This is a genomic window from Thauera humireducens, from assembly GCF_001051995.2.
Classification (GTDB): Bacteria; Pseudomonadota; Gammaproteobacteria; order Burkholderiales; family Rhodocyclaceae; genus Thauera; species Thauera humireducens.
In genome coordinates this window covers 1,318,573-1,339,359 of the sequence record NZ_CP014646.1, presented here as the reverse complement: position 1 = coordinate 1,339,359, position 20,787 = coordinate 1,318,573, and the positions used below count along the sequence as shown (strand labels likewise).

At 67.3% G+C, this 20,787-nt stretch carries 21 protein-coding genes; 11 read left to right on the top strand and 10 right to left on the bottom strand.

Annotated elements, in window-relative coordinates:
• The first annotated feature begins 149 nt into the window (after positions 1-149).
• The 6 genes from AC731_RS06340 (at position 150) to ahbB (AC731_RS06315) (ending at position 4,319) form a co-directional block, all read left to right on the top strand.
• The gene (locus AC731_RS06340) at positions 150-482 is read left to right on the top strand and encodes a cupredoxin domain-containing protein (protein ID WP_004255882.1); all 333 of its coding nucleotides are present in this window, start codon (positions 150-152) and stop codon (positions 480-482) included.
• Between the two features lie 115 nt (positions 483-597).
• A complete protein-coding gene (locus AC731_RS06335; RefSeq protein WP_004255880.1) occupies positions 598-972 on the top strand; it encodes a c-type cytochrome in 375 nt (124 codons plus the stop codon).
• A 60-nt stretch (positions 973-1,032) separates the two neighbouring features.
• A complete protein-coding gene (locus tag AC731_RS06330) occupies positions 1,033-2,247 on the top strand; it encodes a cytochrome D1 domain-containing protein (RefSeq protein ID WP_048704155.1) in 1,215 nt (404 codons plus the stop codon).
• Positions 2,247-3,296: a siroheme decarboxylase subunit beta gene (gene ahbB / locus AC731_RS06325; protein WP_048704152.1), complete on the top strand. Its 1,050-nt coding sequence runs from the start codon at positions 2,247-2,249 to the stop codon at positions 3,294-3,296. Before AC731_RS06330 ends, ahbB (AC731_RS06325) begins: the two co-directional genes overlap by 1 nt.
• The gene (locus AC731_RS06320) at positions 3,289-3,804 is read left to right on the top strand and encodes an Lrp/AsnC family transcriptional regulator (RefSeq protein ID WP_038011133.1); all 516 of its coding nucleotides are present in this window, start codon (positions 3,289-3,291) and stop codon (positions 3,802-3,804) included. Before ahbB (AC731_RS06325) ends, AC731_RS06320 begins: the two co-directional genes overlap by 8 nt.
• Positions 3,801-4,319 carry a siroheme decarboxylase subunit beta gene (gene ahbB, locus AC731_RS06315; protein ID WP_048704150.1) on the top strand — a complete coding sequence of 173 codons (519 nt, stop codon included), beginning with the start codon at positions 3,801-3,803 and terminating at the stop codon, positions 4,317-4,319. Before AC731_RS06320 ends, ahbB (AC731_RS06315) begins: the two co-directional genes overlap by 4 nt.
• A 100-nt stretch (positions 4,320-4,419) precedes the next feature.
• Here ahbB (AC731_RS06315) and AC731_RS06310 read toward each other — a convergent pair whose 3' ends face one another.
• Positions 4,420-4,599, bottom strand: coding sequence for a hypothetical protein (locus AC731_RS06310; protein WP_156480659.1), 180 nt, complete (start codon positions 4,597-4,599; stop codon positions 4,420-4,422).
• Between the two features lie 432 nt (positions 4,600-5,031).
• Between AC731_RS06310 and nirJ the strand changes: the two genes are divergently transcribed.
• The 3 genes from nirJ (at position 5,032) to AC731_RS06295 (ending at position 9,156) form a co-directional block, all read left to right on the top strand.
• On the top strand, positions 5,032-6,243 hold the full coding sequence (gene nirJ / locus AC731_RS06305; protein ID WP_048704144.1) for a heme d1 biosynthesis radical SAM protein NirJ: 1,212 nt from the start codon (positions 5,032-5,034) through the stop codon (positions 6,241-6,243).
• A gap of 83 nt (positions 6,244-6,326) precedes the next feature.
• Complete coding sequence (locus tag AC731_RS06300; protein ID WP_082794263.1) at positions 6,327-7,919, top strand: nitrite reductase; 1,593 nt, start codon at positions 6,327-6,329, stop codon at positions 7,917-7,919.
• Positions 7,920-7,968: 49 nt separating this feature from the next.
• Positions 7,969-9,156 carry an NnrS family protein gene (locus AC731_RS06295; RefSeq protein ID WP_048704141.1) on the top strand — a complete coding sequence of 396 codons (1,188 nt, stop codon included), beginning with the start codon at positions 7,969-7,971 and terminating at the stop codon, positions 9,154-9,156.
• An 82-nt stretch (positions 9,157-9,238) separates the two neighbouring features.
• Here AC731_RS06295 and AC731_RS06290 read toward each other — a convergent pair whose 3' ends face one another.
• A complete protein-coding gene (locus AC731_RS06290) occupies positions 9,239-10,048 on the bottom strand; it encodes an EAL domain-containing protein (RefSeq protein WP_004255860.1) in 810 nt (269 codons plus the stop codon).
• 262 nt (positions 10,049-10,310) lie between these two features.
• Between AC731_RS06290 and AC731_RS20360 the strand changes: the two genes are divergently transcribed.
• On the top strand, positions 10,311-12,074 hold the full coding sequence (locus AC731_RS20360; RefSeq protein WP_048704139.1) for a methyl-accepting chemotaxis protein: 1,764 nt from the start codon (positions 10,311-10,313) through the stop codon (positions 12,072-12,074).
• 33 nt (positions 12,075-12,107) lie between these two features.
• Here AC731_RS20360 and AC731_RS06280 read toward each other — a convergent pair whose 3' ends face one another.
• Genes AC731_RS06280 through AC731_RS06250 form a run of 7 tightly spaced genes read right to left on the bottom strand, consistent with a single transcriptional unit; the run spans position 12,108 to position 18,019 of the window.
• The gene (locus AC731_RS06280) at positions 12,108-12,878 is read right to left on the bottom strand and encodes a Crp/Fnr family transcriptional regulator (RefSeq protein WP_048704137.1); all 771 of its coding nucleotides are present in this window, start codon (positions 12,876-12,878) and stop codon (positions 12,108-12,110) included.
• Positions 12,879-12,895: 17 nt separating this feature from the next.
• Positions 12,896-14,833 (bottom strand): nitric oxide reductase activation protein NorD, encoded by a 1,938-nt coding sequence (locus tag AC731_RS06275; protein ID WP_048704135.1) that lies wholly within the window; start codon positions 14,831-14,833, stop codon positions 12,896-12,898.
• A gap of 3 nt (positions 14,834-14,836) precedes the next feature.
• Positions 14,837-15,856, bottom strand: a complete 1,020-nt coding sequence (locus AC731_RS06270) for a 4Fe-4S binding protein (RefSeq protein WP_205626641.1) — start codon at positions 15,854-15,856, stop codon at positions 14,837-14,839.
• On the bottom strand, positions 15,849-16,271 hold the full coding sequence (locus AC731_RS06265) for a magnetosome magnetite crystal formation protein family (protein ID WP_048704130.1): 423 nt from the start codon (positions 16,269-16,271) through the stop codon (positions 15,849-15,851). Before AC731_RS06265 ends, AC731_RS06270 begins: the two co-directional genes overlap by 8 nt.
• 29 nt (positions 16,272-16,300) lie before the next feature.
• Positions 16,301-17,113 (bottom strand): CbbQ/NirQ/NorQ/GpvN family protein, encoded by an 813-nt coding sequence (locus AC731_RS06260; protein WP_004255845.1) that lies wholly within the window; start codon positions 17,111-17,113, stop codon positions 16,301-16,303.
• Positions 17,110-17,397: a cytochrome C oxidase subunit IV family protein gene (locus AC731_RS06255; RefSeq protein WP_004255843.1), complete on the bottom strand. Its 288-nt coding sequence runs from the start codon at positions 17,395-17,397 to the stop codon at positions 17,110-17,112. The genes AC731_RS06260 and AC731_RS06255 overlap by 4 nt, the downstream gene beginning before the upstream one ends.
• A 10-nt stretch (positions 17,398-17,407) precedes the next feature.
• Positions 17,408-18,019 (bottom strand): cytochrome c oxidase subunit 3 family protein, encoded by a 612-nt coding sequence (locus AC731_RS06250; protein WP_048704128.1) that lies wholly within the window; start codon positions 18,017-18,019, stop codon positions 17,408-17,410.
• 189 nt (positions 18,020-18,208) lie between these two features.
• Here AC731_RS06250 and AC731_RS06245 point away from each other — a divergent pair, with 189 nt between their 5' ends.
• The gene (locus tag AC731_RS06245) at positions 18,209-19,507 is read left to right on the top strand and encodes a sensor domain-containing diguanylate cyclase (protein ID WP_048704125.1); all 1,299 of its coding nucleotides are present in this window, start codon (positions 18,209-18,211) and stop codon (positions 19,505-19,507) included.
• A 34-nt stretch (positions 19,508-19,541) separates the two neighbouring features.
• Here AC731_RS06245 and AC731_RS06240 read toward each other — a convergent pair whose 3' ends face one another.
• Positions 19,542-20,612 (bottom strand): type I glyceraldehyde-3-phosphate dehydrogenase, encoded by a 1,071-nt coding sequence (locus AC731_RS06240; RefSeq protein WP_048704123.1) that lies wholly within the window; start codon positions 20,610-20,612, stop codon positions 19,542-19,544.
• Positions 20,613-20,787: the final 175 nt, after the last annotated feature.

Sequence of the window (20,787 nt, the reverse complement as noted above, 5' to 3'; positions counted from 1 at the left end):
GCGGCCTTGCGGTCGCGCACCTGACCGATGACGGGGACCCACGCGGGGGCGCGGGTTCCCGTCATGCCTTGTGCGGCAATCACGCCGCGTCGGCGTGCCGGGCGCAGCTTGCGCGAACCGGAAGCCGGAGGCGGCTACGGGAGAGGATCATGAACACGAAGCGCATCACACGCGGCCTGTGCGCCGGCCTGTTCGTCACGTCGCTGTTCGCAGGCGGCGTGCAGGCTGCCGAGCATGAGATCCAGATCGTCCAATACACCTATACGCCGGCCGAACTGACGATCAAGGCGGGCGACACCGTGACCTGGATCAATGGCGAGAAGCGCGTCAGTCACTCGGTCTTCTTCAATGCCACAGGTGAAGAGTCCGAGCGCTTCTTTCCCGGTGAGCGCTGGTCACGCACGTTCGACCAGCCCGGCCGTGTCGAGTATCGCTGCGGTCCGCACCCGGAGATGCGGGGCGTCATCATCGTGGAACCCTGAACCGGGGGCGGGGCGGGCACCAAGACCGCGGCCCCGTCAGGGTTGATGCGAGTCAAGGTATCGCCCGACCCTTGTTGCCATCCTGTCACGCACTGACCTGCCAACGGATTGTGCGATGAAGATCCCACCCCTGCTAGCCCACGTCGCCGTCTTTCTCGGCGCAGCGCTGGTTGCCGCATTCGCTTCTGCCTCCGAGGCGAAGCCTGTCGCACCCGAAGCGCAGCGCGCCCGTGAGCTGATCCATATCGTCCGCCAGGACTGCGGTTCCTGTCACGGCCTGACCCTGGCCGGCGGTCTGGGTCCCGCACTCACGCCCGACGCCCTGGTCGACAAGCCTTTCGAGGGCCTCGTCGCGACCGTCGTGAGCGGCCGGCCCGGCACGCCGATGCCCCCCTTCCGCGGCATCGTCAGCGAGCCCGAAGCCGAGTGGATCGTGGACCAGTTGATGCGCGGCTTCCCGCCGGACACCGGCTTGCCGGCTTCACGCTGATCATTCGCGCCGGGCTGCGAGCCTGTGCCGTCCGATTTTCCTCATCGAGCTGGAGTTTCCATGTCTTCGCAAACCAAGGTGCGTCTGGCGCCGCCCGCCCTTTGGGCGGTGATCCTGCCGGCCATCGTATGGCTGCTCTCCGCCTGCTCCAGTTTCGGCCCGGTGGCGCACGTCCGCGGGACGGGTGACCTCGGCGTCGTCATCGAGCGCGCCGATGGGCGCGTAAAGGTCATCGAGACGAGCGGAAGGTCGGTGCTCGCCACCGTCGACGGTCTGGGCGACCTGTCGCACGCCTCGGTGGTGTTTTCGCGCGATGCGCGCTACGCCTTCGTGTTCGGCCGTGACGGCGGGCTGACGAAGGTGGACCTGCTTGAGGCGAAGATCGTCGGCCGCGTGCTGCAGGCGGGTAATTCCATCGGTGGCTCGATCTCGCACGACGGCCGCATCGTCGTCGCGCAGAACTACGCGCCGGGCGGCGTGAAGGCCTTCGATGCCAACACGCTGGAACTGCTCGCCGAGGTGCCGGCGATCACCGAGGATGGCCGCCGCTCTAAGGTGGTCGGCCTGGCCGACCTGTCGGGCAGGCGCTTCATCTATTCGCTGTTCGAAGCGGGTGAGATCTGGATCACCGACTTCTCCGACCCGACGAACCCGCAGACCCAGCGCTTCGCCGGCGGCAACCAGCCCTACGACGCGCTGGTGACGCCCGATGGCCGCCACTACATCGCCGGCCTGTTCGGTGAGGATGGGCTGGCCCGGCTCGACCTGTGGAACCCGGAGCAGGGCAGCCGCAAGATCCTGTCGGGCTACGGCAAGGGCCAGGAGCCGCTGCCGGTGTACAAGATGCCGCACCTGCGCGGCTGGTCGGTGGCTGGCGGCCGTGCCTACCTGCCCGCCATCGGGCGCCACGAGGTGCTGGTCGTCGATACCGACACCTGGCAGGAGGTGGGTCGCATCCCGGTCAGGAGCCAGCCGGTGTTCGCCATGGCGAGGCCCGACGGACGCGAGATCTGGGTGAACTTCGCCTTCCCGGACAATGGCTGGGTACAGGTCATCGACACGGTCAGCGGCAAGGTCACGCACACGCTGCAGCCGGGCCGCGGCATCCTGCACATGGAGTTCCTGTCCAAGGGATACGAGGTCTGGATGTCGGCGCGAGACGACAACAAGGTCGTCATCTACGATACCGCGACCAAGCAGCAGGTTGGCGGCTTCGAGTCGGCCAGCCCGAGCGGCATCTTCTTCACCACGCGCGCCGCGCGCACGGGGTTCTGATGCCGCGCACCGTCACGCTGCCGAGCGCGGTCGATGCGACCGATTTCCGCCTGCTCAACGAATGGCAACGCGGGTTTCCGCTCGATCCGCAGCCATTCGCCCGCGTCGGCGAGGCCGTCGGGCTGGACGAAGCGCAGGTGATCACGGCCTACCGCCGCCTGATCGACGAGGGTCTGGTGAGCCGGGTCGGTGCCGTGTTCGCCCCGCGCAGGCTGGGGGCGAGCGCGCTCGCCGCCCTGGCGGCGCCGCCGGAGCGGCTCGAGGAGATCGCAGCCCGTGTCAGCGGCGAACCCGCGATCAACCACAACTACCAGCGCGAGCACCGCTTCAACCTGTGGTTCGTGGTGACGGCGGCGTCCGAAAGCCATCTGCAGGACGTCGTCGCCGGCATCGAGCGCGACACCGGCTGCGCGGTGATCGTGCTGCCGCTCGAAGAGGAGTTCCACATCGATCTCGGCTTCGATCTCGGCACGGATCAGGGCGGACGGCGCGCAGCCTGCCACCGCAGCGTCGAGCCGCGTCCCACCGCCACGGCGCAAGGCGCGGCCTGTGCGCTGCCCGTGCTCGAACGCGATCTGATCACCGTGCTGCAGGCGGGCCTGCCGCTTGTGCCGCGTCCGTATTCGGCGCTGGGTGAGCAGGCGGGCCTGACCGAGGCCATGGCGATCGAGCTGCTCCAGCGCTGGCAGGACGAAGGGCTGATCCGGCGCCTCGGCGTGGTGGTCCGCCACCACGAACTGGGGCTGGAGGCCAACGCGATGTGCGTGTGGGACATCCCGGATGACCGGGTCAGCGAACTGGGCCGCCTGCTGGCGCGCGAGCCCGCGGTGACGTTGTGCTACCGCCGGCGCCGGGTGCTGCCCGACTGGCCTTACAACCTGTTCTGCATGATCCACGGCAGCGCACGCGACGACGTCCTGGCGGCGCGCGGCGAGATCGCGGCCCGTCTAGGGCTGGACGCCGCGCCACATGACGTGCTGTTCAGCTGCCGGCGCTTCAAGCAGACCGGCGCGCGCTATCTGTCGGCAAAGGAGGGCGCCCATGTCTGAGCCATCCATGCCGGGCGTTGCGGCACCCGCGGCCAGCCGTCGCGGCGTTGCCGCCACGCGCGAGCCCGATGCGATCGACCGCAAGCTGATCAACGCGCTGCAGGGCGATTTCCCGCTGACCGGAACGCCTTTCGCCGATGTCGCGGCTGCAGTCGGCCTCGACGAAGCCGAAGTGATCGCGCGGGTGCAGGCCATGCTGCGCGACCGGGTGCTGACGCGCTTCGGCCCGATGTTCCAGATCGAACGCATGGGCGGCGCCTTCTGCCTTGCGGCCATGGCTGTGCCCGAGGCCGTGTGGGGGGCGGTGGTGGAGGCGGTGAACGCCTTCCCCGAGGTGGCGCACAACTACCGCCGCGAACACGGTCTCAACATGTGGTTCGTGCTTGCGACCGAACGTCCGGAAGGCATCGCCGAGGTGTCACGGCGCATCGAGGCGGCGACCGGGCTGCCGGTCCATCTCTTTCCCAAGGAAAGAGAGTACTTCGTCGAGATGAAACTGGAGGCATGATGACAAGCCCTGCACCGGACCCCATCGGACTCGACGAACTCGACCGGCGCATCGTGCTGGCCACCCAGGACGGCTTGCCGCTGGTACCCCGGCCGTATGCCGCCGTTGCCGAGCAGTTGGGCTGCAGCGAGCAGGCGGTGCGTGAGCGGCTGGCGCAGATGCTGGAGAGCGGACGCATCCGCCGAATCGGCGCCGTGCCCAACCACTACGCGATCGGGTACACCGCCAACGGCATGAGCGTGTGGAACATCGACGACGCCATGATCGATGCTGTCGGCGAACGGGTAGGGGCGCTGGACTTCGTCACCCACTGCTACCGCCGGCCGCGACACTTGCCGGACTGGCCGTACAACCTGTTCGCGATGGTGCATGCAGCGTCGAGGGAGGCTGCGCTGGTGCGGGTAGAGGAGATTGCGCTGCTGCTCGAACGCGAGTTTCGCGGAGCCTGCAAGGGGCGGGACGTTCTGTTCTCCGCCGGCATTCTCAAGAAAACGGGACTTCGAATCGCCGGTTGACGGCGGTTGGGCTATCGATCGGGCCTGTCTCTTCGGCCCGCTCGGCCGCACGCCGCGGCCGGTAGACGATGCTGCGCTAACGATTGAGAGCAGGCCCCTCTCAGTGCGGCAGGTAGCCGTTCGGACGTTCTTCGACGGCACGCCGCACCGGCGAAGACTCGATGTCGGACTCCCTGAGGCCCGGAGTCAGCTCGCAGATTTCCATCAGCAACTCCCAGGTTTCGTCGGAGAGTTCCGGAATCGAGATGAAACGGTCGTCGTGAGATTTGGGAGTCGTCATGGCGTTGGCTCGCATTGGTAGGGCAACCTCTCCGAATTAAAGCGTTTAAAAGCACAAAAATGTAAAAAACGATAATCCGGTTGTGTCATATGCACGCTTCCGACGCATTCACTGGCCACGGAACGCGATGTGGCGCCGCGTGACGGGGCGCTATGTCGCCATCATGTGGCCTGAAAGATGGACTGGCAAGCATGTCCCGCGTGCGGTGAGGCAGGTTGCGCAAGTTGGGCGAAGCATAGACCAGGAGTCCCGCCGTTCGCCGTGATACGGGTCACGGGTCACGGGATGCGGGTGTCCGCCAGGGCGCGAGGAAGCCGCGCCGCAAGGAGTTGCCAGGAACCCCATACCGTTCGTTTCGCCCTGTCCCTTGACCCGTGTCATTTTTCCCGCCCTCCGGCTCGGCTCTAATGAGCTGCACTCTGGAGAGCCCCCATGTTCCGCATCGCCCACTTCGTCCGCGAACTCGACCAGCCCACGCCTGCCGGCCCGCGCCGCAACCCGCCGGGCCCCGTCGTCATCTGGAACCTGATCCGGCGTTGCAACCTGACCTGCGAGCACTGTTATTCAATCTCGGCCGACAAGGACTTCCCCGGCGAGCTGAACACCGACGAGGTGTTCAAGGTCATGGACGACCTGAAGGCGGCACGGGTTCCGGTGCTGATCCTGTCGGGCGGCGAGCCGCTGCTGCGGCCCGACCTCTTCGACATCGCCCGCCGTGCCAAGGCGATGGGCTTCTACGTCGCGCTGTCGTCCAACGGCACGCTGATCGACGAATCCAACATCGATGCTATCGATGCGATCGGCTTCGACTACGTCGGCGTCAGCCTCGACGGCATCGGCGCCACGCATGACCGCTTCCGCCGCAAGCAGGGCGCCTTCGATGCCTCGATGCAGGGCATCCGCCTGTGCCTGGCGCGCGGCATCAAGGTGGGCGTGCGCTACACGATGACCGAGGGCAATGCCCACGACCTGCCGGCGCTGCTGAAGCTGGTGGAGGACGAGGGCATCGACAAGTTCTACTTCTCGCACCTCAACTATGCAGGGCGCGGCAACAAGAACCGCGCGGGCGACGCGCGCCACCGCACCACGCGCGAGGCCATGGAGTTGCTGTTCGAGACCTGCCTCGACCTGCACCGGCGCGGCATCGAAAAGGACTTCGTCACCGGCAACAACGACGCCGACGGTCCCTTCCTGCTGCAGTGGGTGCAGCGCCGCTTCCCCGAGCGTGCCGCGCACATCGAGGCCAAGCTGCGCCAGTGGGGCGGCAACGCCAGCGGCGTCAATGTCGCCAACATCGACAACCTGGGCATCGTGCACCCGGACACCATGTGGTGGCACGTACCCCTGGGCGACGTGCGCAAGCGTGCCTTCGGCGACATCTGGAACGACCTCGACAACCCGCTGCTGGCCGGGCTCAAGCAGCACCCGCGCACGCTCGAAGGGCGTTGCGGCGCGTGCAAGTACCTGGACATCTGCAACGGCAGTTCGCGCGTACGCGCCTCGCAGGTTACCGGCAATCCGTGGGCGGAAGACCCCGGATGCTATCTGGATGACGAGGAGATCGGCGTCACCGCGGCCGACTATGAAGGCGGCGAGCGCGTCGTCACCACCCCCTGGGTGCGCATCGCCAAGGTGTCGGCATGAGACAAGGTACCGGTGCTCCCCGCGCTGCGGCTGCGCTGCGCCCCGAGGGGACGTTTTCGTCCCAGGGGGAAGCGGCGGCGAAGATGATCCGCCATGCCTTCGTGTTCGCCGGCCTGGCCCTGGCCGTGGCGGGCGCTGCGACGGCCACTCGCGCCCAAGCGGCGGACGACGGCGTGGCGAAGGTCGCCGCGAACTACGCCCAGCACTGCGCCAGCTGCCACGCGGCCGACCGGCTCGGCGGCATGGGTCCGGCGCTGCTGCCGGACAACCTCGCGCGCCTGCGCAAGCCCGAGGCGCTGAAAGTGGTGGCCGAAGGCCGCACCGCCACGCAGATGCCGGCCTTCGGCGCGCAACTGGGCAAGGACGAGATCGCCGCGCTGGTCGACTGGATCTACAGCCCGGTCGAGCCGCCGCCGCGCTGGACCGACGACGACATCCGCGCCTCGCGCATCCAGCACGTCGATCCGGCCACACTGTCCGACACGCCGGTATTCGACGCCGACCCGATGAACCTCTTCCTCGTCGTCGAGGGCGGCGACCACCACGTCAGTGTGCTTGACGGCGACAAGCTCGAGCCCATCCACCGCTTCCAGTCGCGTTTCGCGCTCCACGGCGGGCCCAAGTTCGCCGCCAATGGGCGCTATGTGTTCTTCGGCTCGCGCGACGGCTGGATCACCAAGTTCGACCTGTGGAACCTGAAGGTGGTGGCCGAGGTGAGGGCGGGCATCAATACCCGCAACGTCGCCGCTTCGCCCGATGGCAAGCATGTCGCGGTCGCCAACTACCTGCCCAACAGCCTGGTGCTGCTCGACGGCGACCTCAACCTGGTCAAGACCCTCGCCGCGACCGACCGCGACGGCAAGAAGAGCTCGCGCGTGTCGGCGGTGTACGACGCCACGCCGCGCCAGTCCTTCATTGCGGCGCTGAAGGATGTGCCCGAGGTTTGGGAGATCAGCTACACCAAGGCGGTCGAGGACATTCCCACCGGCTTCATCCACGATTATGCGCAGAAGGAGGGCAGCTTCATCCCCGGCTACCTGAACCCGCGCCGCACGATCCTCGACGAGGTGCTCGACGACTTCTTCTTCACCCAGGACTACGCCGAACTGATGGGCGCCTCGCGCGAAGGCGTGGGGCAGGTGGTGAACCTCGACATCCGGCGCAAGATCGCCAACCTGCCGCTGGACGGCATGCCGCATCTGGGGTCGGGCATCACCTGGGAGTGGATAGACGCCGGCGGCAAGCCGCGCACCGTGATGGCCAGCACAAACCTCAAGGCGGGCGAGGTCACGGTCATCGACATGAAGACCTGGGAGGTCATCAAGCGCATCCCGACGCGCGGCCCCGGCTTCTTCCTGCGCAGCCACGCCAACAGCCGCTACGCCTTCGTCGATTCGATGATGAGTCCGCAGGCCAAGCACATCCTGCAGGTCATCGACAAGCAGACGCTCGAGGTGGTGCGCGAGATCGTAGGCGAGCCCGGCAAGACGCTGGCCCACGTCGAATTCACCCGCGACGGCCGCTACGCGCTGGCCAGCCTGTGGGAGGATGAGGGCGCCGTCATCGTCTATGACGCCCAGACGCTGGAAGAGGTCAAGCGCCTGCCGATGAGAAAGCCGGTGGGCAAGTACAACGTGTGGAACAAGATCACACGCGAAGAAGGCACCAGCCACTGAACCCCGTGGTGGAGTGTCCCCGCAACACCCCCAATAGAGAACGCGCAACATGGCACTGATTCCCCTCGAAGAACCGACCACCAAACGCATCCCCCCCGATACCTTCTCGCTGTGGGCCCTGGCCTTCCGGCCCTTCTACCTGCTGGCGGCGGCGCTCGCCGTCATCGCCATCCCGGTGTGGGCGGTCGCCTTCTCCGGCGGGCTGCAACTGCCCATCCCCGGCATGTGGTGGCACGCGCACGAGATGATCTTCGGCTTCGCGGCCGCGGTCATCATCGGCTTCCTGTTCACCGCCGGCCGCAACTGGACCGGGCTGGATACGCCCTCGGGCGCGCCGCTGGCGCTGCTGGCCGGGCTATGGCTGGCCGGACGGCTGGCGATGGCCTTCGGTAGCGGCGCATGGGTGGCGGTGATCGACATCGCCTTCCTGCCGGTCGCGGCAGTGCTGCTGCTGCGCGTGCTGGTCAAGGCCAAGAGCAAGCGCAACTACTTCGTCGGCGTGCTGCCCGGCCTGCTGGCGCTGGCGAACCTGGTGTTCCACCTCGCGGTGCTGCAGGTCATCGACGCCGATCCGCTGATGGCGATGCATCTCGCGCTGGGCCTGATCGTGGTGCTGGAGACCGTCATCGGTGGCCGCGTCATCCCGATGTTTACCGCCAACAGCATTCGCGGCATCAAGCAATGGCGCGACAAGCGGGTCGACTGGGCCGCCGCCATCGCCACCGGCGTCGCGCTGCTGCTGTGGGCAACCGGCGCGGGCGCCTGGGCGGCGCCGGTGTCGATCATCGCCGCGCTGCTGCAGGCGGTGCGGGTGGGCGGCTGGAATCCCTGGGCGACGCGTTCCGTGTCGCTGTTGTGGATCCTGCACCTGTCCTACATCTGGATTCCGATCGGCCTCGCACTGATCGGCCTCGCCCAGCTCGGCGTGCTGCCGCGCACGGCGGGCATCCACGCGCTGGCCATCGGCGCCACCGGCGGGCTGATCATCGGCATGATCACGCGCACCGCGCTCGGCCACACCGGCCGGATGCTGGTGGCCGGGTCGATCGAGACGGCGGCTTACGTGCTGGTGCAACTGGCGGTGCTGATCCGGGTGCTGACGGTGGTGGCGATTCCGGCCGCGGCGGTCGGCGGCATCCACGCTGCCGCCACCGTGTGGTCGCTCGGCTTCCTGCTCTACCTGTGGCGCTACACGCCCTTCCTGCTGCGGGCGCGGGTCGACGGCAAGGAAGGCTGAGGACGGATTCGATGGGGCCGCTTCGGCGGCCCGGCGGGTGCGAAGGCGGGCGGGTGCGAAGGCGGGTGGGCGCGACGGGCGCTCAGGCCGCCTTCACCTTTTCCAGCAGCGCGGTGTCGGGCTGGGGCAGGCTCTCGAAGCCCGGTCGCGCGTAGGCGTAGCCCTGGTGCAGCGTGATGCCCAGGTCGGCCAGGCAGCGCGCCTCGTCCAGCGTCTCGATGCCCTCTGCGATCAGCGTGCAGGGCAGTTCGCCAGCCAGTTGCACCAGATTGCGTACGATCAGCCTGCGGGTACGATCCTGGTCGATGTTACGCACGAGGTTCATGTCGATCTTCAGCACATCGGGCTGGAAGTGCGTCAGCAGGTTCAGCCCGGCGTAACCCGCGCCGAAATCGTCGATTGCGGTGCCGAAGCCGATCGCGCGGTATTCCTCGACGATGCGGCGCAGATGGCCGTCGCTGCGCACTTCCTCGACCTCGGTGATCTCGAACTGCAGCCGGTCCAGCGGAAAGCCGACGCGGTTGGCGGCCTCGATGGTCGCGCGGATGCAGGCGCGTGGCTCATAGACGGCGTTGGGCAGGAAGTTGATGCTCAGTCGTGCCGGAATGCCGAGCCCGTGGGCCAGTTCGATGGCGCGGATGCGGCAGTGCTGATCGAACTGGTAGCGGTTGTCCTCGGTGATGCGCGACAGGATGCTGCCCGCGCCTTCGCCTTGCGGGCCACGCACCAGCGCTTCCCACGCCCAGACCTTGTCGCTGCGGATATCGACGATGGGCTGGAAGGCCATGCTGAAGTCGAAGTCGAGCGGTGCGAGGCCGCGGCAACGATTGCAGCCGCCGACAGGCGTCTGCGCGTCGCGGCTGCAGGGGGAGAGGGCTTGCGCGTTGGGCATCAATACAGGTTCCGGGAAAGTGGTATGGCGTGTTCAGGCGTGAGCGGTTGCTAGTGTTCCACGTTTCTGCGTCGGCTGCCGCGTCCTGTCGGCGCACGATTGTGCAGTTTTTCGCTAGTGATGCGTCGAATGCAAGGTCTGTGCGGGTCAGCGGTTCAGCTCTCCATCGGGTTCGCTGGCTGTCGTTTGGTCCTCAAGCTTGGAACCGTACTGCCGTTACAAGTGTCCCGTACGGCTGACCACCCCCCCAAGGAACACCGAGATGTTCAATCTCTTCCGCAGCAAGCGCGCGCTGGATGTCATCGACGCAATCGAGCAGACCCAGGCCGTCGTCGAGTTCGATCTGCAGGGCACCATTCTCCGTGCGAACAAGAGGTTCCTCGATCTCCTGGGCTATTCGCCGGACGAAGTCCGGGGCCGCTCGCATCGCATGTTCCTGCACCCGAGCGACGCCAAGGGCAACGATTATCAGGCCTTCTGGCAGGCGCTGCGCGCGGGGAGGCCGCAGACGGGGGAGTTTCGCCGCATCACGAAGACGGGCGCCGCGGTCTGGATACAGGCGACCTACACCCCTATCGTGCGCGGAAACAAGGTTCTTCGCGTCATCAAGTTCGCTACGGACGTGACTGCGCAGGTCCTGTCACGGGCGCGCGTCGAGTCCCAGCTTGCAGCCATCAATCGCGCGCAGGCGGTCATCGAGTTCAGCCCCGACTCGACCATACTCGACGCGAACGACAATTTCCTCGCGCTGATGGGCTACTCGATCGGGGAGATCCGGGGCCAGAAGCACCAGATCTTCGTCAGCCCGGAAGAGCGCGGATCGCGGGCGTACGCCGAGTTCTGGCAGAAGCTGCGTGCGGGCCAGTTCCAGACTGCGGAATTCGAGCGCGTCGCCAAGGGCGGGCGCTCGGTCTGGATCCATGCCACCTACAACCCGATCCTGAATGCGGAGGGCGAGGTCGTCCGGGTGGTCAAGTTCGCCAGCGACATCACGCCCCAGGTCCTGCGCAACAGGGAGTTCAAGCTGCTGTCGCTGGTGGCGAACGAGACCGACAACTCCATCGTGATCACGGGCAAGGACGGTCTGATCCAGTACGTGAACCGCGGCTTCGAGAAGCTGACCGGCTATACCCTGGACGAAGTCCGGGGCAAAAAGCCCGGCCCGCTGCTGCAGGGTCCGGCGACCGACCCCCAGACCGTCGACCGGATCAGGGACGCCTTGCACCATCGCCGCCCGATCTACGACGAGATCCTCAACTACCGGAAAACGGGCGAGCACTACTGGATCTCGCTCGCCATCAACCCGGTGCTGAACGAGGATGGGGTACTGGAGCAGTACATCTCGATCCAGGCCAACATCACGGCCACCAAGGAACTCTCGCTCGAGTCCGAAAAGCGTTTTGCGGCGATCAGTGTCAGCAATGGCGTGGCCGAGTGGGAGACCAGCGGCCAGATGCTGTCGGCGAACGAGTACATGGCCTGCCACCTGGGCTTCCAGACGGCTGCCGAACTGCTGACGTGCAAGCGCAACCTGCGCGACGTGCTGGGCGAGGAGCGATTCGCGCGGCTCCTGAAGGGCGAGCAGATCACCGGTGAGTTCGATGTCCGCGGCAAGGACGAGCGGCCCGTCCGCTTCGACGGCGCCCTGTGCCCCATCACCGATTCGATCGGCAAAATCAAGCGCATCGTCAGCTACGGGGTGGACGAGCAGGCGAAGCTGGAAGCGGCGCAGGTGACCGATCGTGAGATGCGCCTGGTGCAGGAGTCCAGCCGCCATATCGCGAAAATCATCGGCAGCATCAACGACATCACCGACAAGACCAATCTGCTCGCGCTCAATGCGGCGATCGAGGCCGCGCGTGCCGGCGAGGCCGGGCGCGGCTTCGCCGTCGTCGCCGACGAGGTCCGCAAGCTCGCGCAGCAGTCGGCGGTTTCGGCGAGCGAGATCACGCAACTCGTGCGCGAAAGCAACGAGCGCATCGACCGCCTGAGCGATTCGCTCAACAACCTGCTGTCGTCGTCCTGAGACGTTGCCGCCGCTGGGCGGCCGGCGCTGCCGCTACTCGAGACTGCCGCGCAGGCGCTCGATGCACGGGATGTGAATCGTCCGCCCCTCGACCTCGATCAGGCCCGAATCGGTCAGTTCGTGCAGGATGCGCGAGAAGTGCTCCTGCGTCAGGTTGAGCCGCGAGGCGATGGTGCCCTTGCTGGTGGGCAGGCGGATCGAGACCCGGCCGGCGCCGACGCCTTCGCCGCTCATCTCTTCCTCGCGCAGCAGGTAGCCGATGATGCGTTCACGCCCGGAGCGCAGCGAATAGCTCTCGACGTCGCCCATCAGCCGGTGCAGGCGCTGTGCAAGGCCGGCGATGATCTTGCGGCAGAACAGCGGGTCGCCGTTCATCTCCTCGAAGAAGACCAGCTTGCCGATGTGCAGCAGGGTGCTGTCGGTGAGCGCCTGCGCCATCACGACGTAGGGCTTGTCCATGAACATCACGGCCTCGCCGAAGCTCTGGCCCGGGCGCAGGATGTCGACGACCTTCTCGTTGCCTTCGGCCGACGTGAAGGCGAGCTTGATCTGGCCGGAGAGGATCAGATGGAAGCCGGTGCAGGTGTCGCCGCGATGGAACAGGATCTCGCCCTTGGGGGCCTTGATCTCGCGTACGCCGCGGGCGAAGCGGGCGATCTCGTCGCAGCCCAGGCCCTGGAACATCGCCGCGTGGCGCAGCAGGCGGCACAGGCGCTCCACCTCCGGTGGCAGGGAAGGGGTTTCGGTGGGCGCTGGTGCATCGCGCAGCGCCTCCTGGCACGGGATCTCGCAGTGATCGTTCATGGAGTGCGCCTCATGCTTCAGCGGGTGAGTTGGGCGTAGAACATCGGCAGGCGGGCGGGCAGCTCGTCGGGCTCGCGGATCACGGCGTAGCCGCCGGGGCCGAACAGGTGGGGCAGGTAGCTCGCGCCCTCGCGGTCGATGGTGACGCAGAAGGGCACGATCCCGCGACCGCGCGCCTCGATGACGGCGACGCGGGTGTCCTCGATGCCGTAGCGGCCGTCGTAGAGATCGAGGTCGTTGGGCTTGCCGTCGGACAGGATCAGCAGGATGCGGCGCGCGGCGGTCTGCTTCTCGAGCACGCTGGTGGCGTGGCGGATGGCAGCACCGAGCCGTGTGTAGTAACCGGGCTTGATCGCCATGATGCGCCCGCGCGCGGCGTCGTCGAAGCGCTGCGAGAAGTCCTTCAGGCGATGGAAGCGCACGTTGCTGCGCTTGACCGAGGAGAAGCCGCACAGCGCGAAGCGGTCGCCGGTGGCGGACAGGGCCTCGCCGAACAGCAGCAGCGAGTCGCGGATGACGTCGATGACGCGCGCCTCGGACGAGATCCAGGCATCGGTGGACAAGGAGAGGTCGGCCAGCGCCAGGCAGGCGAGGTCGCGCTCGCGCTTCTCCAGCGACAGGTAGAGCTGGTCGGACGGGTGGTGGCCGATGGCGCGGTCGGTGGCGGCGCGCACCACGGCATCGACGTCGAGTTCGCTGCCGTCGACCTGGCCCTTGAGCCAGCGCCGGCCGGGTTGCAGCGCGGCGAACTGGCGGTGCAGGTGGCGCGCGGTGCGGCGCAGGTGCTGCGGCAGCGGCACCGGGGCGGCACGCGGGTCGCGTGGCGAGGCGGCAAGCTCCTGCAGGCGGACGTGGTCCTCGCGCAGCAGGTGCTTGCGGTAATCCCATTCGGGCAGCGGGATGCCGTCGCCGAGCACGACGTCGTCCTCTGCGGCCGAAGGCAGGTCGAGGTCGAAGCGAACCTTGGAGGCGACGCGCTCCTCGTCGCGCGACAGGGCGAGCTGCTCGAGGTTGGCGGCGGCGTCGGCGGCGTTGTCGTCGGGGTCGTCGTCGCTGCTGCGCTTGACCTTCAGGAACTCGGCCACCGACAGCAGACTCTCGGCGCGGAAGATCATCAGCAGGCCGTGCTTTTCCTGCGGCTGCTCGACACGCTCGACGCGGTGGGCCTGGCGCTCGGTCTCGCGTTCGTCGCGCTTGCTCTGCGCGTTGGCGCTGGCCTCGGCACCCTGGCCGTTTCTTGTTTCGGCCGTGGCGCCGGGGACCAGGTCGCCCAGCCACAGCAGCACCGGCTGGTGCGGCATGCCCTTGGGCGGCAGGGCGGGCAGGGCAGCGACGCTGCCGGGCTGCTGCAAGGCCTGTCTGATCCGTTGCTCGCGTTCGGCCTCTTCGGGTGGCAGGCGGGCGGGGTCGGGACGTTGCCTCAGCACGGCGGCAACGAGGCGGTCGTAGCGCGCCTGCAGGCCGGGCCAGCGCAGCAGGGCGCGCAGCGTGGCGAGCTGGTTCAGGCGCAGTTCCAGCGTTGCCGGGTCAGCACTGGCGCCTTCGGGCAGGGGCGCGAGCCGCGTCCGGGCGTTGGCCAGCGCGGCCTCGTCCTCGGGTCCGATCGGCGTGCCCTGCGCGGCGGCGAGGGCGGCCAGCCACAGGTAGAGGTCGCGGTTGAGACTGCGCTCGGGCAGGGCGTCCAGCTCCATCGGCAGGCGCAGCGTGCTGGCGTCCATGCGTGCGCGGGCGATGCGCTCGTCACTGCCGGCGATGCGCGACAGCAGGCTGCGGCGCGCGCCATGGACATCGGCGGTTGCGGCCGCGACACGCAGGCCCGGGTCGCCACCGAGGGCGCGAAAGAACACGCCCGTCATGCGTTCGATCTCCTTCAGCTTCACCACGGCCTCGGGAAAGTGGCCGCCCGCTGCGCGGGTGATGAAACGGTGCCAGAGCTTGCCGACGACTTCTTCCATGCTTCAACGCTCCCGGATTGCACGGAAGCCGGCTTCGTTCTGCCGCGCGGCCTCGCCCGACACCCAGGCCAGCAGCGGGCCGTCCGGGTTGTCGCACTGGGTCTCGCCGCAGGCATCGACGCACTGGGCGCATTGCGTGCAGGTGAACATGTGGCGCTTGATGTTGCGCGGCTTGAGCCGCATCGGGCACACCGCGTCGCAGGCGGACTGGCGTTCGGGCAGGCAGCTTGCACAGTCGCTGGCGCGGTCGCGCTTGAAGCCGACGACCATCGCGTCCTTGTTGCTCATCCACGCCAGGCTCTGGAACAGGCCGACGGCGCACACGAAGCGGCAGAACAGGTGGCGCGCGAAAAGGAACTCGAGGCTCAGCACCACGGTGGCGGCGGTGATGAAGATGAACTGGTTGCGGGTGAGGTTGCCGCTGAACAGGTTGCCGTACACCTCGGCCGGCGGCAGCAGGTAGGTGAGCAGCACGACGGCCCAGAGGAAGGCGAAGGCCACGGCAGCGGGCACGACCACGGCCCACCAGCGCACATCGACGCGGCGCGGGCTGCCATCGGTGTTCCAGCGCGGCAGCGCGAACTTCTCCCACACGCTGGGCTTGCCCGACGCACGTGCCATCAGCTTGTTGATGGTCTCGACCACCGAGAAGTGCGGGCACAGCCAGCCGCAGTACAGCCGGCCCCACTTCCATGCGGCCCAGATGAACAGCCCGGCGCCGGCCAGCAGCGGCACGAACAGGCGCAGCATGATGTTGCCGGCTGCTTCGAGCGCGGTGGCCTTGCCGGCGAGGAAGTCGTCCAGCCCCAGCCGCCATTCCATGCCCAGCAGCCAGGCGTGATCGGCGTTGAGGTCGTAGCGGAACAGGTCGAACACCGGCGCGAGCACGAACAGGACGAAGAAGCCCACCTGGAAGGCGAGGCGCTTGCCCTGGCGACTGCGCGGCGCGGCGCTGCCGGCGACGGCGATGGGGATGACGCGCTGCGGCCGAGCGGGGCTGCGCGGGGAACTCAACTCAGTCATGCTCGCGTGGCCCGAAGATTGGATAACGCCAGCTGCGACCGTTGATCGCGCGCGACAGACCGAGCACACCGAGCAGGATCAGCCCGGCATGAACGAGGGTGAAGTACAGCACGCCGATGACCCACGACCAGGGGTTGTCGAAGCCGCCGAGGGCGAAGATGGCGACGCTCAGGCTGACCAGCAAGGTGCCGCCCCAGATGCAGGTCCACCCGGTCTGGCGCAGGTGGTTGCGCACCAGCGGGTCCGGGTGCTTGTGGTGCTTTGCCCACAGCACCATCAGCACCAGGAAGGCGAGTCCCGGCGCCAGCATCAGGTTGATGAGGAACAGGGCTTCGGCCACCACCGCGAGCCGGGGGCCGGGCATCACGTGACGTAGGGGGTCGGGGCGCAGGGGGTCGGGGCGTTCGATCGGCATCGTTCGGCGGCTCGGGTCGGCGGCCGGCGTCAGCGGCCGAAGGTGGCGGCGACGACTTCCATCAGCGCCTCGGCGACCTCGGCGTCGTCGGTCAGGCTCTCGATGATGCCGACGCGGCAGGCGGCCACCGGGTCCATGCCGTCCTTGACCAGCAGTGCGGCGTAGATCAGCAGGCGGGTGCTGGCGGCTTCCTCGAGATCGCGGTCCTTCAGCGCACGCAGCGCGCCGGCGATGGTGACCAGGCGGCGGGCGAGATCGGGCGCGCAGCCGGTCTCGCCGAGCAGGATGGCTTCCTCCTGCTCGGCGCGCGGGAAGTCGAAGCGGATGCTGACGAAGCGCTGGCGGGTGGAGGGCTTCATGCCCTTCAGCAGGTTCTGGTAGCCCGGGTTGTAGGACACGACCAGCATGAAGCTGGGCGGCGCCTCGAGCAGTTCACCGGTGCGGTCGATCGGCAGGATGCGGCGGTCGTCGGCCAGCGGGTGCAGCACCACCGTGGTGTCCTTGCGGGCCTCCACGACTTCGTCCAGGTAGCAGATGCCGCCTTCTCGCACCGCGCGGGTCAGCGGGCCGTCGCACCACACGGTCTTGCCGTCGCCGATGAGGTGGCGGCCGACGAGGTCGGCCGCGGTGAGGTCATCGTGGCAGGCCACGGTATAGAGCGGCAGTCCGAGGCGGGCTGCCATATGGGCGACGAAGCGGGTCTTGCCGCAGCCGGTCGGGCCCTTGATCAGCAGCGGCAGGCGGTTCTTCCAGGCATGCTCGAACACCGCGACTTCGTCGCCGGCGGCCTGGTAGTAGGGCAGGTCGAGCCGTGCTGCGCCCGCGAGGTTTTCCATTTTCATTGCGGCAGTCCCTTGATGTATGCGATGGCGATGACGGCCCAGACGAGGACCATCCAGCCCAGCGTCAGCGCGCGCCACAGCAGCGGTGCGTGGCGCAGCGCCATGAAGTCGAGGATGATTACGGCGCCTTTCCAGAACGAGATCAGGGCCAGGATGGCGATCGCGCCCTTGCCGGTGGCGCCCAGTGCGCCCATGCCCCAGGTAAGGAGCGTGGCGACGATGAGCGTCGCCCACAGCACGGTGGTGCGGCGCGGGGTGCCATGGACGTCGGAGCCGGAATGCATGCGTGTGCCCTCAGTGGATGACATAGACCAGCGGGAACAGGACCAGCCACACCAGATCCACCATGTGCCAGTAAGCGGCGCCGGTCTCGAGGCCATTCATGTCGCCGGGGCCATATCGGCCCGTGCGTGCGCCATTCCACATCGCGATCAGGATCACCATGCCCAGAATGACGTGCATGAAGTGAAAGAAGGTCAGCGACAGGTAGAACATGTGGAAGGGGCTGCTCGAGAGACTGATGTTGTGCTCGAAGGCCGCCGCGTACTCGAACATCTTGACCACCAGGAAGCCGGCGCCGCAGGCGATGGCGGCCAGCAGCCAGCGCGCGCAGGATTTAGAGAGGCGATGCTCGGCGGCCTGCACGGCACGGACCACGAAGTAGCTGGCGGTGAGCAGCAGGATGGTGTTGAGCGCGCCGGCGTTGCGGTTGAGCGCCGCCTGTTCGGCGTCGAACAGTTCGATGTTGTTGGCGCGGGTGAAGGCGTAGGCGGCGAAGAACACGCCGAAGGCGAGCAGTTCGGCGAGGATGAAGAACCAGATCGCAAGATCGCCGGCCAGCCGGGGTGTGACAGGCGGTTGCGCGGAAGCCGCGACGGACGGTGCGGAGAGAGCATGCTGTTTCATGCGCCGCAGTCTAGGCAGTGCCGCGGGAAATAAAATTGATCGTGGTTAACCAAGGCGGCGCGCGATGCTTGGCCTGCCGATTTTCTTCGGATTGGGGATTCGGGCTTGGCGCCTGTATTGCGGTCGGTTGGGGCCGGCGCTATCGTTTCGTCAACAAGACAAGAATCCCGCATCGGCAGGGAGGTTGCGATGGTGCAGGGTGTGCAGGATGTCGAGCTGTTGCAGAAGCTGCACGTGGGCATCGTCGTGCACGCACCCGATGCAAGCGTGATCTTCCTGAACGCGCGTGCGTGCGAACTGCTGGGGGTCTCGAAGGGCGACATGCTCGGCGCGCAGGATCTGATGCCCGGCTGGTCCTTGAAGCAGGAGGATGACCGCTGGCTGACACCCGACGAGTACCCCGTCAATCGTGTGATTTCCAGCCGCCTTCCGCTGGCGGAACAGGTACTGGGGGTCGTGCGGCCGGGGCATGAGGATGTGACGTGGGCCATGGTCAGCGCTTTCCCCGTCTTCGATGCGGATGGCGCCCTCGAGAAAGTCGTCATCAGTTTCCACGATGTGTCGCAACTCAAGCACACGGAGGCCGTGCTCAAGGAGCGCGCCGAGCAGTTGCGCCTTGTCCTCGAGGGCGCGGATCTCGGCCTGTGGGACTGGAACATCCGTAGCGGCGAGGTGAAGCGCAATGCGCGCTGGGCGACGATGCTCGGCTACACGTATGAGGAAATCGAACATACGACGATGCAGTGGTCCGACTTCGTCCATCCGGACGACCGCGAGCGTGCGTGGGCCTCGATCATTGAGGTGCTCGAGGGGCGTGCGCCGACCCACAAGCTCGAGTACCGGATGCAGCACAAGGACGGCTCGTACCGCTGGATCCTGGACCAGGCCAGCGTCATGCAGCGCGACGAGGCGGGCCGGCCGGTCCGGATGTGCGGCACCCATGCCGACGTGACCGAGCGCAAGCTGATGGAGGAAGAGATCGCGCACCAGGCGCGGACGGATTACCTGACCGGCGTGTTCAACCGCCGGCATTTCATGGCGCTGGCAACGGCCGAGATCGAGCGAGCCAAGCGCTATGACAGCGATCTGTCGATCCTGATGCTCGACGTCGACCGGTTCAAGCGCATCAATGACCGACACGGCCATCGGGTCGGCGATGCCGTGCTCAGGGCACTCTGCAAGGGGTGCCACGCTGCCTTGAGGACGCCCGACGTGTTCGGGCGGCTCGGTGGCGAGGAGTTTGCCATCCTGCTGCCCGAGACCGATCTCGAAGCCGCGGCGGAAGTGGCCGAGCGCCTGCGCCTTGTGGCTGCCGATGCGTCGGTGCCCGAGGAGAGCGGGCGTCCTGTCCGCTTCACCGTGTCAATTGGCGTCAGCGCGATGGTGTCGGATGACGACGACATCGGCACCTTGCTCAATGCGGCAGACAGGGCGCTGTATGCCGCGAAGAATGCGGGACGCAACCGGGTGCAGGTTCTGGCGCGCTGAGCGCCCCGGCTTTCGGGGCAAGCCCGGTGCCGTCTCAGCGGCGGTCGGCCGGCAGCAGGGCGCCGAGCCAGTATCGCGTAACGTCTGTCATGCGGTTGGCGAAGCCCCATTCGTTGTCGAACCAGACCATCAGATTGACGAGCCGCGGCCCGATCATGCGCGTTTGCCCGCCGTCGACGATGGCCGAGTGCGGGTCATGATTGAAGTCGATGGAGGCATGCGGGTCGTCTGACCAGGCGATGAGCCCGCGATAGGCGCCCTCGCTGGCGGCGCGCAGCAGCGCGTTGATGCGCGGGGCATCGGCGTCGTCGGCCAGCTGCAGCACCATGTCGATGGCCGAGACGTTGTGCGTGGGCACGCGGATGGCCTTGGCCTGCACCCTGCCGGCGAGCTCCGGCAGCAGGCGTTCGACGCCGCGCGCGAGGCCCGTCGACACCGGAATGATCGATTGCATGGCCGAACGCGTGCGGCGCAGGTCGGCATGGTGGTAGCCGTCGATCAGCGGCTGGTCGTTCATGACCGAATGCAGCGTGGTGAGCAGTGCGTTCTCGAGGCCGATTTCGCGATGCAGCAGCGCGAGCACCGGGATCACGGCATTGGTGGTGCAGGAGGCATTCGACACGAGGCGGGCGCCGGCGTCCAGACCGGACTCGTTGATCCCGTACACGATCGTCGCGTCGACATCCTCGGCACTGTTCCCCGGGTGCGACAGCAGCAGGCGCGGGCAGCCGGCGTCGAGAAAGCGCTCGAGCGCGCTGCGGCTGCTGTACTGGCCGGAGCATTCGACGACGAGGTCGATCTCGTGGGCCGACCAGTTGACCGCCTCGGGCGTCGTGGCGTGGCTCACCTCGATCGAATGGCCGTTGATGACCAGCCTGCCGTCGGCCGTCGTCACCTCGCCGGGGAAGCGACCGTGTGTCGAGTCGAAACGGGTCAGGTAGGCGATGCTGGCGAGGTCTGCCGGCTCATTGATGGCGACGACCTGGAACTGCCCGGCGAGTCCGGCTTCGTGCAGGGCGCGCAGATAGCAGCGGCCGATACGGCCGTAGCCGTTGATCGCAATGCGGTGGGGGCGGGGCAGGGCGGGCTGGCTCGGGCGGGACACGTGGGTTTCCGGGGCGTTGCGGGCAGGGAAACCGGATTCTAACGGCTCGTTCCCGCGATCCAGCGTGAGCGGCACAAAAAGGCTCGCTCGCTGGGGACGAAAAAAGGGGCGGCCTAAGCCGCCCCAACCCCTTCCCCCGGTCGCCCAGGAGTTACTGCGGAGAGACACCGGTTGT

What these genes read in the sequence shown, in the direction of transcription:
- AC731_RS06280 (WP_048704137.1), bottom strand. Translation starts at nt 12,878, where the DNA reads ATGAACGATCACTGCGAGATCCCGTGCCAGGAGGCGCTGCGCGATGCA.
- nirJ (WP_048704144.1), top strand. Translation starts at nt 5,032, where the DNA reads ATGTTCCGCATCGCCCACTTCGTCCGCGAACTCGACCAGCCCACGCCT.
- AC731_RS06260 (WP_004255845.1), bottom strand. Translation starts at nt 17,113, where the DNA reads ATGAAAATGGAAAACCTCGCGGGCGCAGCACGGCTCGACCTGCCCTAC.
- AC731_RS06250 (WP_048704128.1), bottom strand. Translation starts at nt 18,019, where the DNA reads ATGAAACAGCATGCTCTCTCCGCACCGTCCGTCGCGGCTTCCGCGCAA.
- AC731_RS06320 (WP_038011133.1), top strand. Translation starts at nt 3,289, where the DNA reads ATGTCTGAGCCATCCATGCCGGGCGTTGCGGCACCCGCGGCCAGCCGT.
- AC731_RS06245 (WP_048704125.1), top strand. Translation starts at nt 18,209, where the DNA reads ATGGTGCAGGGTGTGCAGGATGTCGAGCTGTTGCAGAAGCTGCACGTG.
- AC731_RS06295 (WP_048704141.1), top strand. Translation starts at nt 7,969, where the DNA reads ATGGCACTGATTCCCCTCGAAGAACCGACCACCAAACGCATCCCCCCC.
- AC731_RS06300 (WP_082794263.1), top strand. Translation starts at nt 6,327, where the DNA reads ATGATCCGCCATGCCTTCGTGTTCGCCGGCCTGGCCCTGGCCGTGGCG.
- AC731_RS20360 (WP_048704139.1), top strand. Translation starts at nt 10,311, where the DNA reads ATGTTCAATCTCTTCCGCAGCAAGCGCGCGCTGGATGTCATCGACGCA.
- AC731_RS06275 (WP_048704135.1), bottom strand. Translation starts at nt 14,833, where the DNA reads ATGGAAGAAGTCGTCGGCAAGCTCTGGCACCGTTTCATCACCCGCGCA.
- ahbB (WP_048704152.1), top strand. Translation starts at nt 2,247, where the DNA reads ATGCCGCGCACCGTCACGCTGCCGAGCGCGGTCGATGCGACCGATTTC.
- AC731_RS06340 (WP_004255882.1), top strand. Translation starts at nt 150, where the DNA reads ATGAACACGAAGCGCATCACACGCGGCCTGTGCGCCGGCCTGTTCGTC.
- AC731_RS06335 (WP_004255880.1), top strand. Translation starts at nt 598, where the DNA reads ATGAAGATCCCACCCCTGCTAGCCCACGTCGCCGTCTTTCTCGGCGCA.
- AC731_RS06310 (WP_156480659.1), bottom strand. Translation starts at nt 4,599, where the DNA reads ATGACGACTCCCAAATCTCACGACGACCGTTTCATCTCGATTCCGGAA.
- ahbB (WP_048704150.1), top strand. Translation starts at nt 3,801, where the DNA reads ATGATGACAAGCCCTGCACCGGACCCCATCGGACTCGACGAACTCGAC.
- AC731_RS06270 (WP_205626641.1), bottom strand. Translation starts at nt 15,856, where the DNA reads ATGACTGAGTTGAGTTCCCCGCGCAGCCCCGCTCGGCCGCAGCGCGTC.
- AC731_RS06290 (WP_004255860.1), bottom strand. Translation starts at nt 10,048, where the DNA reads ATGCCCAACGCGCAAGCCCTCTCCCCCTGCAGCCGCGACGCGCAGACG.
- AC731_RS06330 (WP_048704155.1), top strand. Translation starts at nt 1,033, where the DNA reads ATGTCTTCGCAAACCAAGGTGCGTCTGGCGCCGCCCGCCCTTTGGGCG.
- AC731_RS06255 (WP_004255843.1), bottom strand. Translation starts at nt 17,397, where the DNA reads ATGCATTCCGGCTCCGACGTCCATGGCACCCCGCGCCGCACCACCGTG.
- AC731_RS06265 (WP_048704130.1), bottom strand. Translation starts at nt 16,271, where the DNA reads ATGCCGATCGAACGCCCCGACCCCCTGCGCCCCGACCCCCTACGTCAC.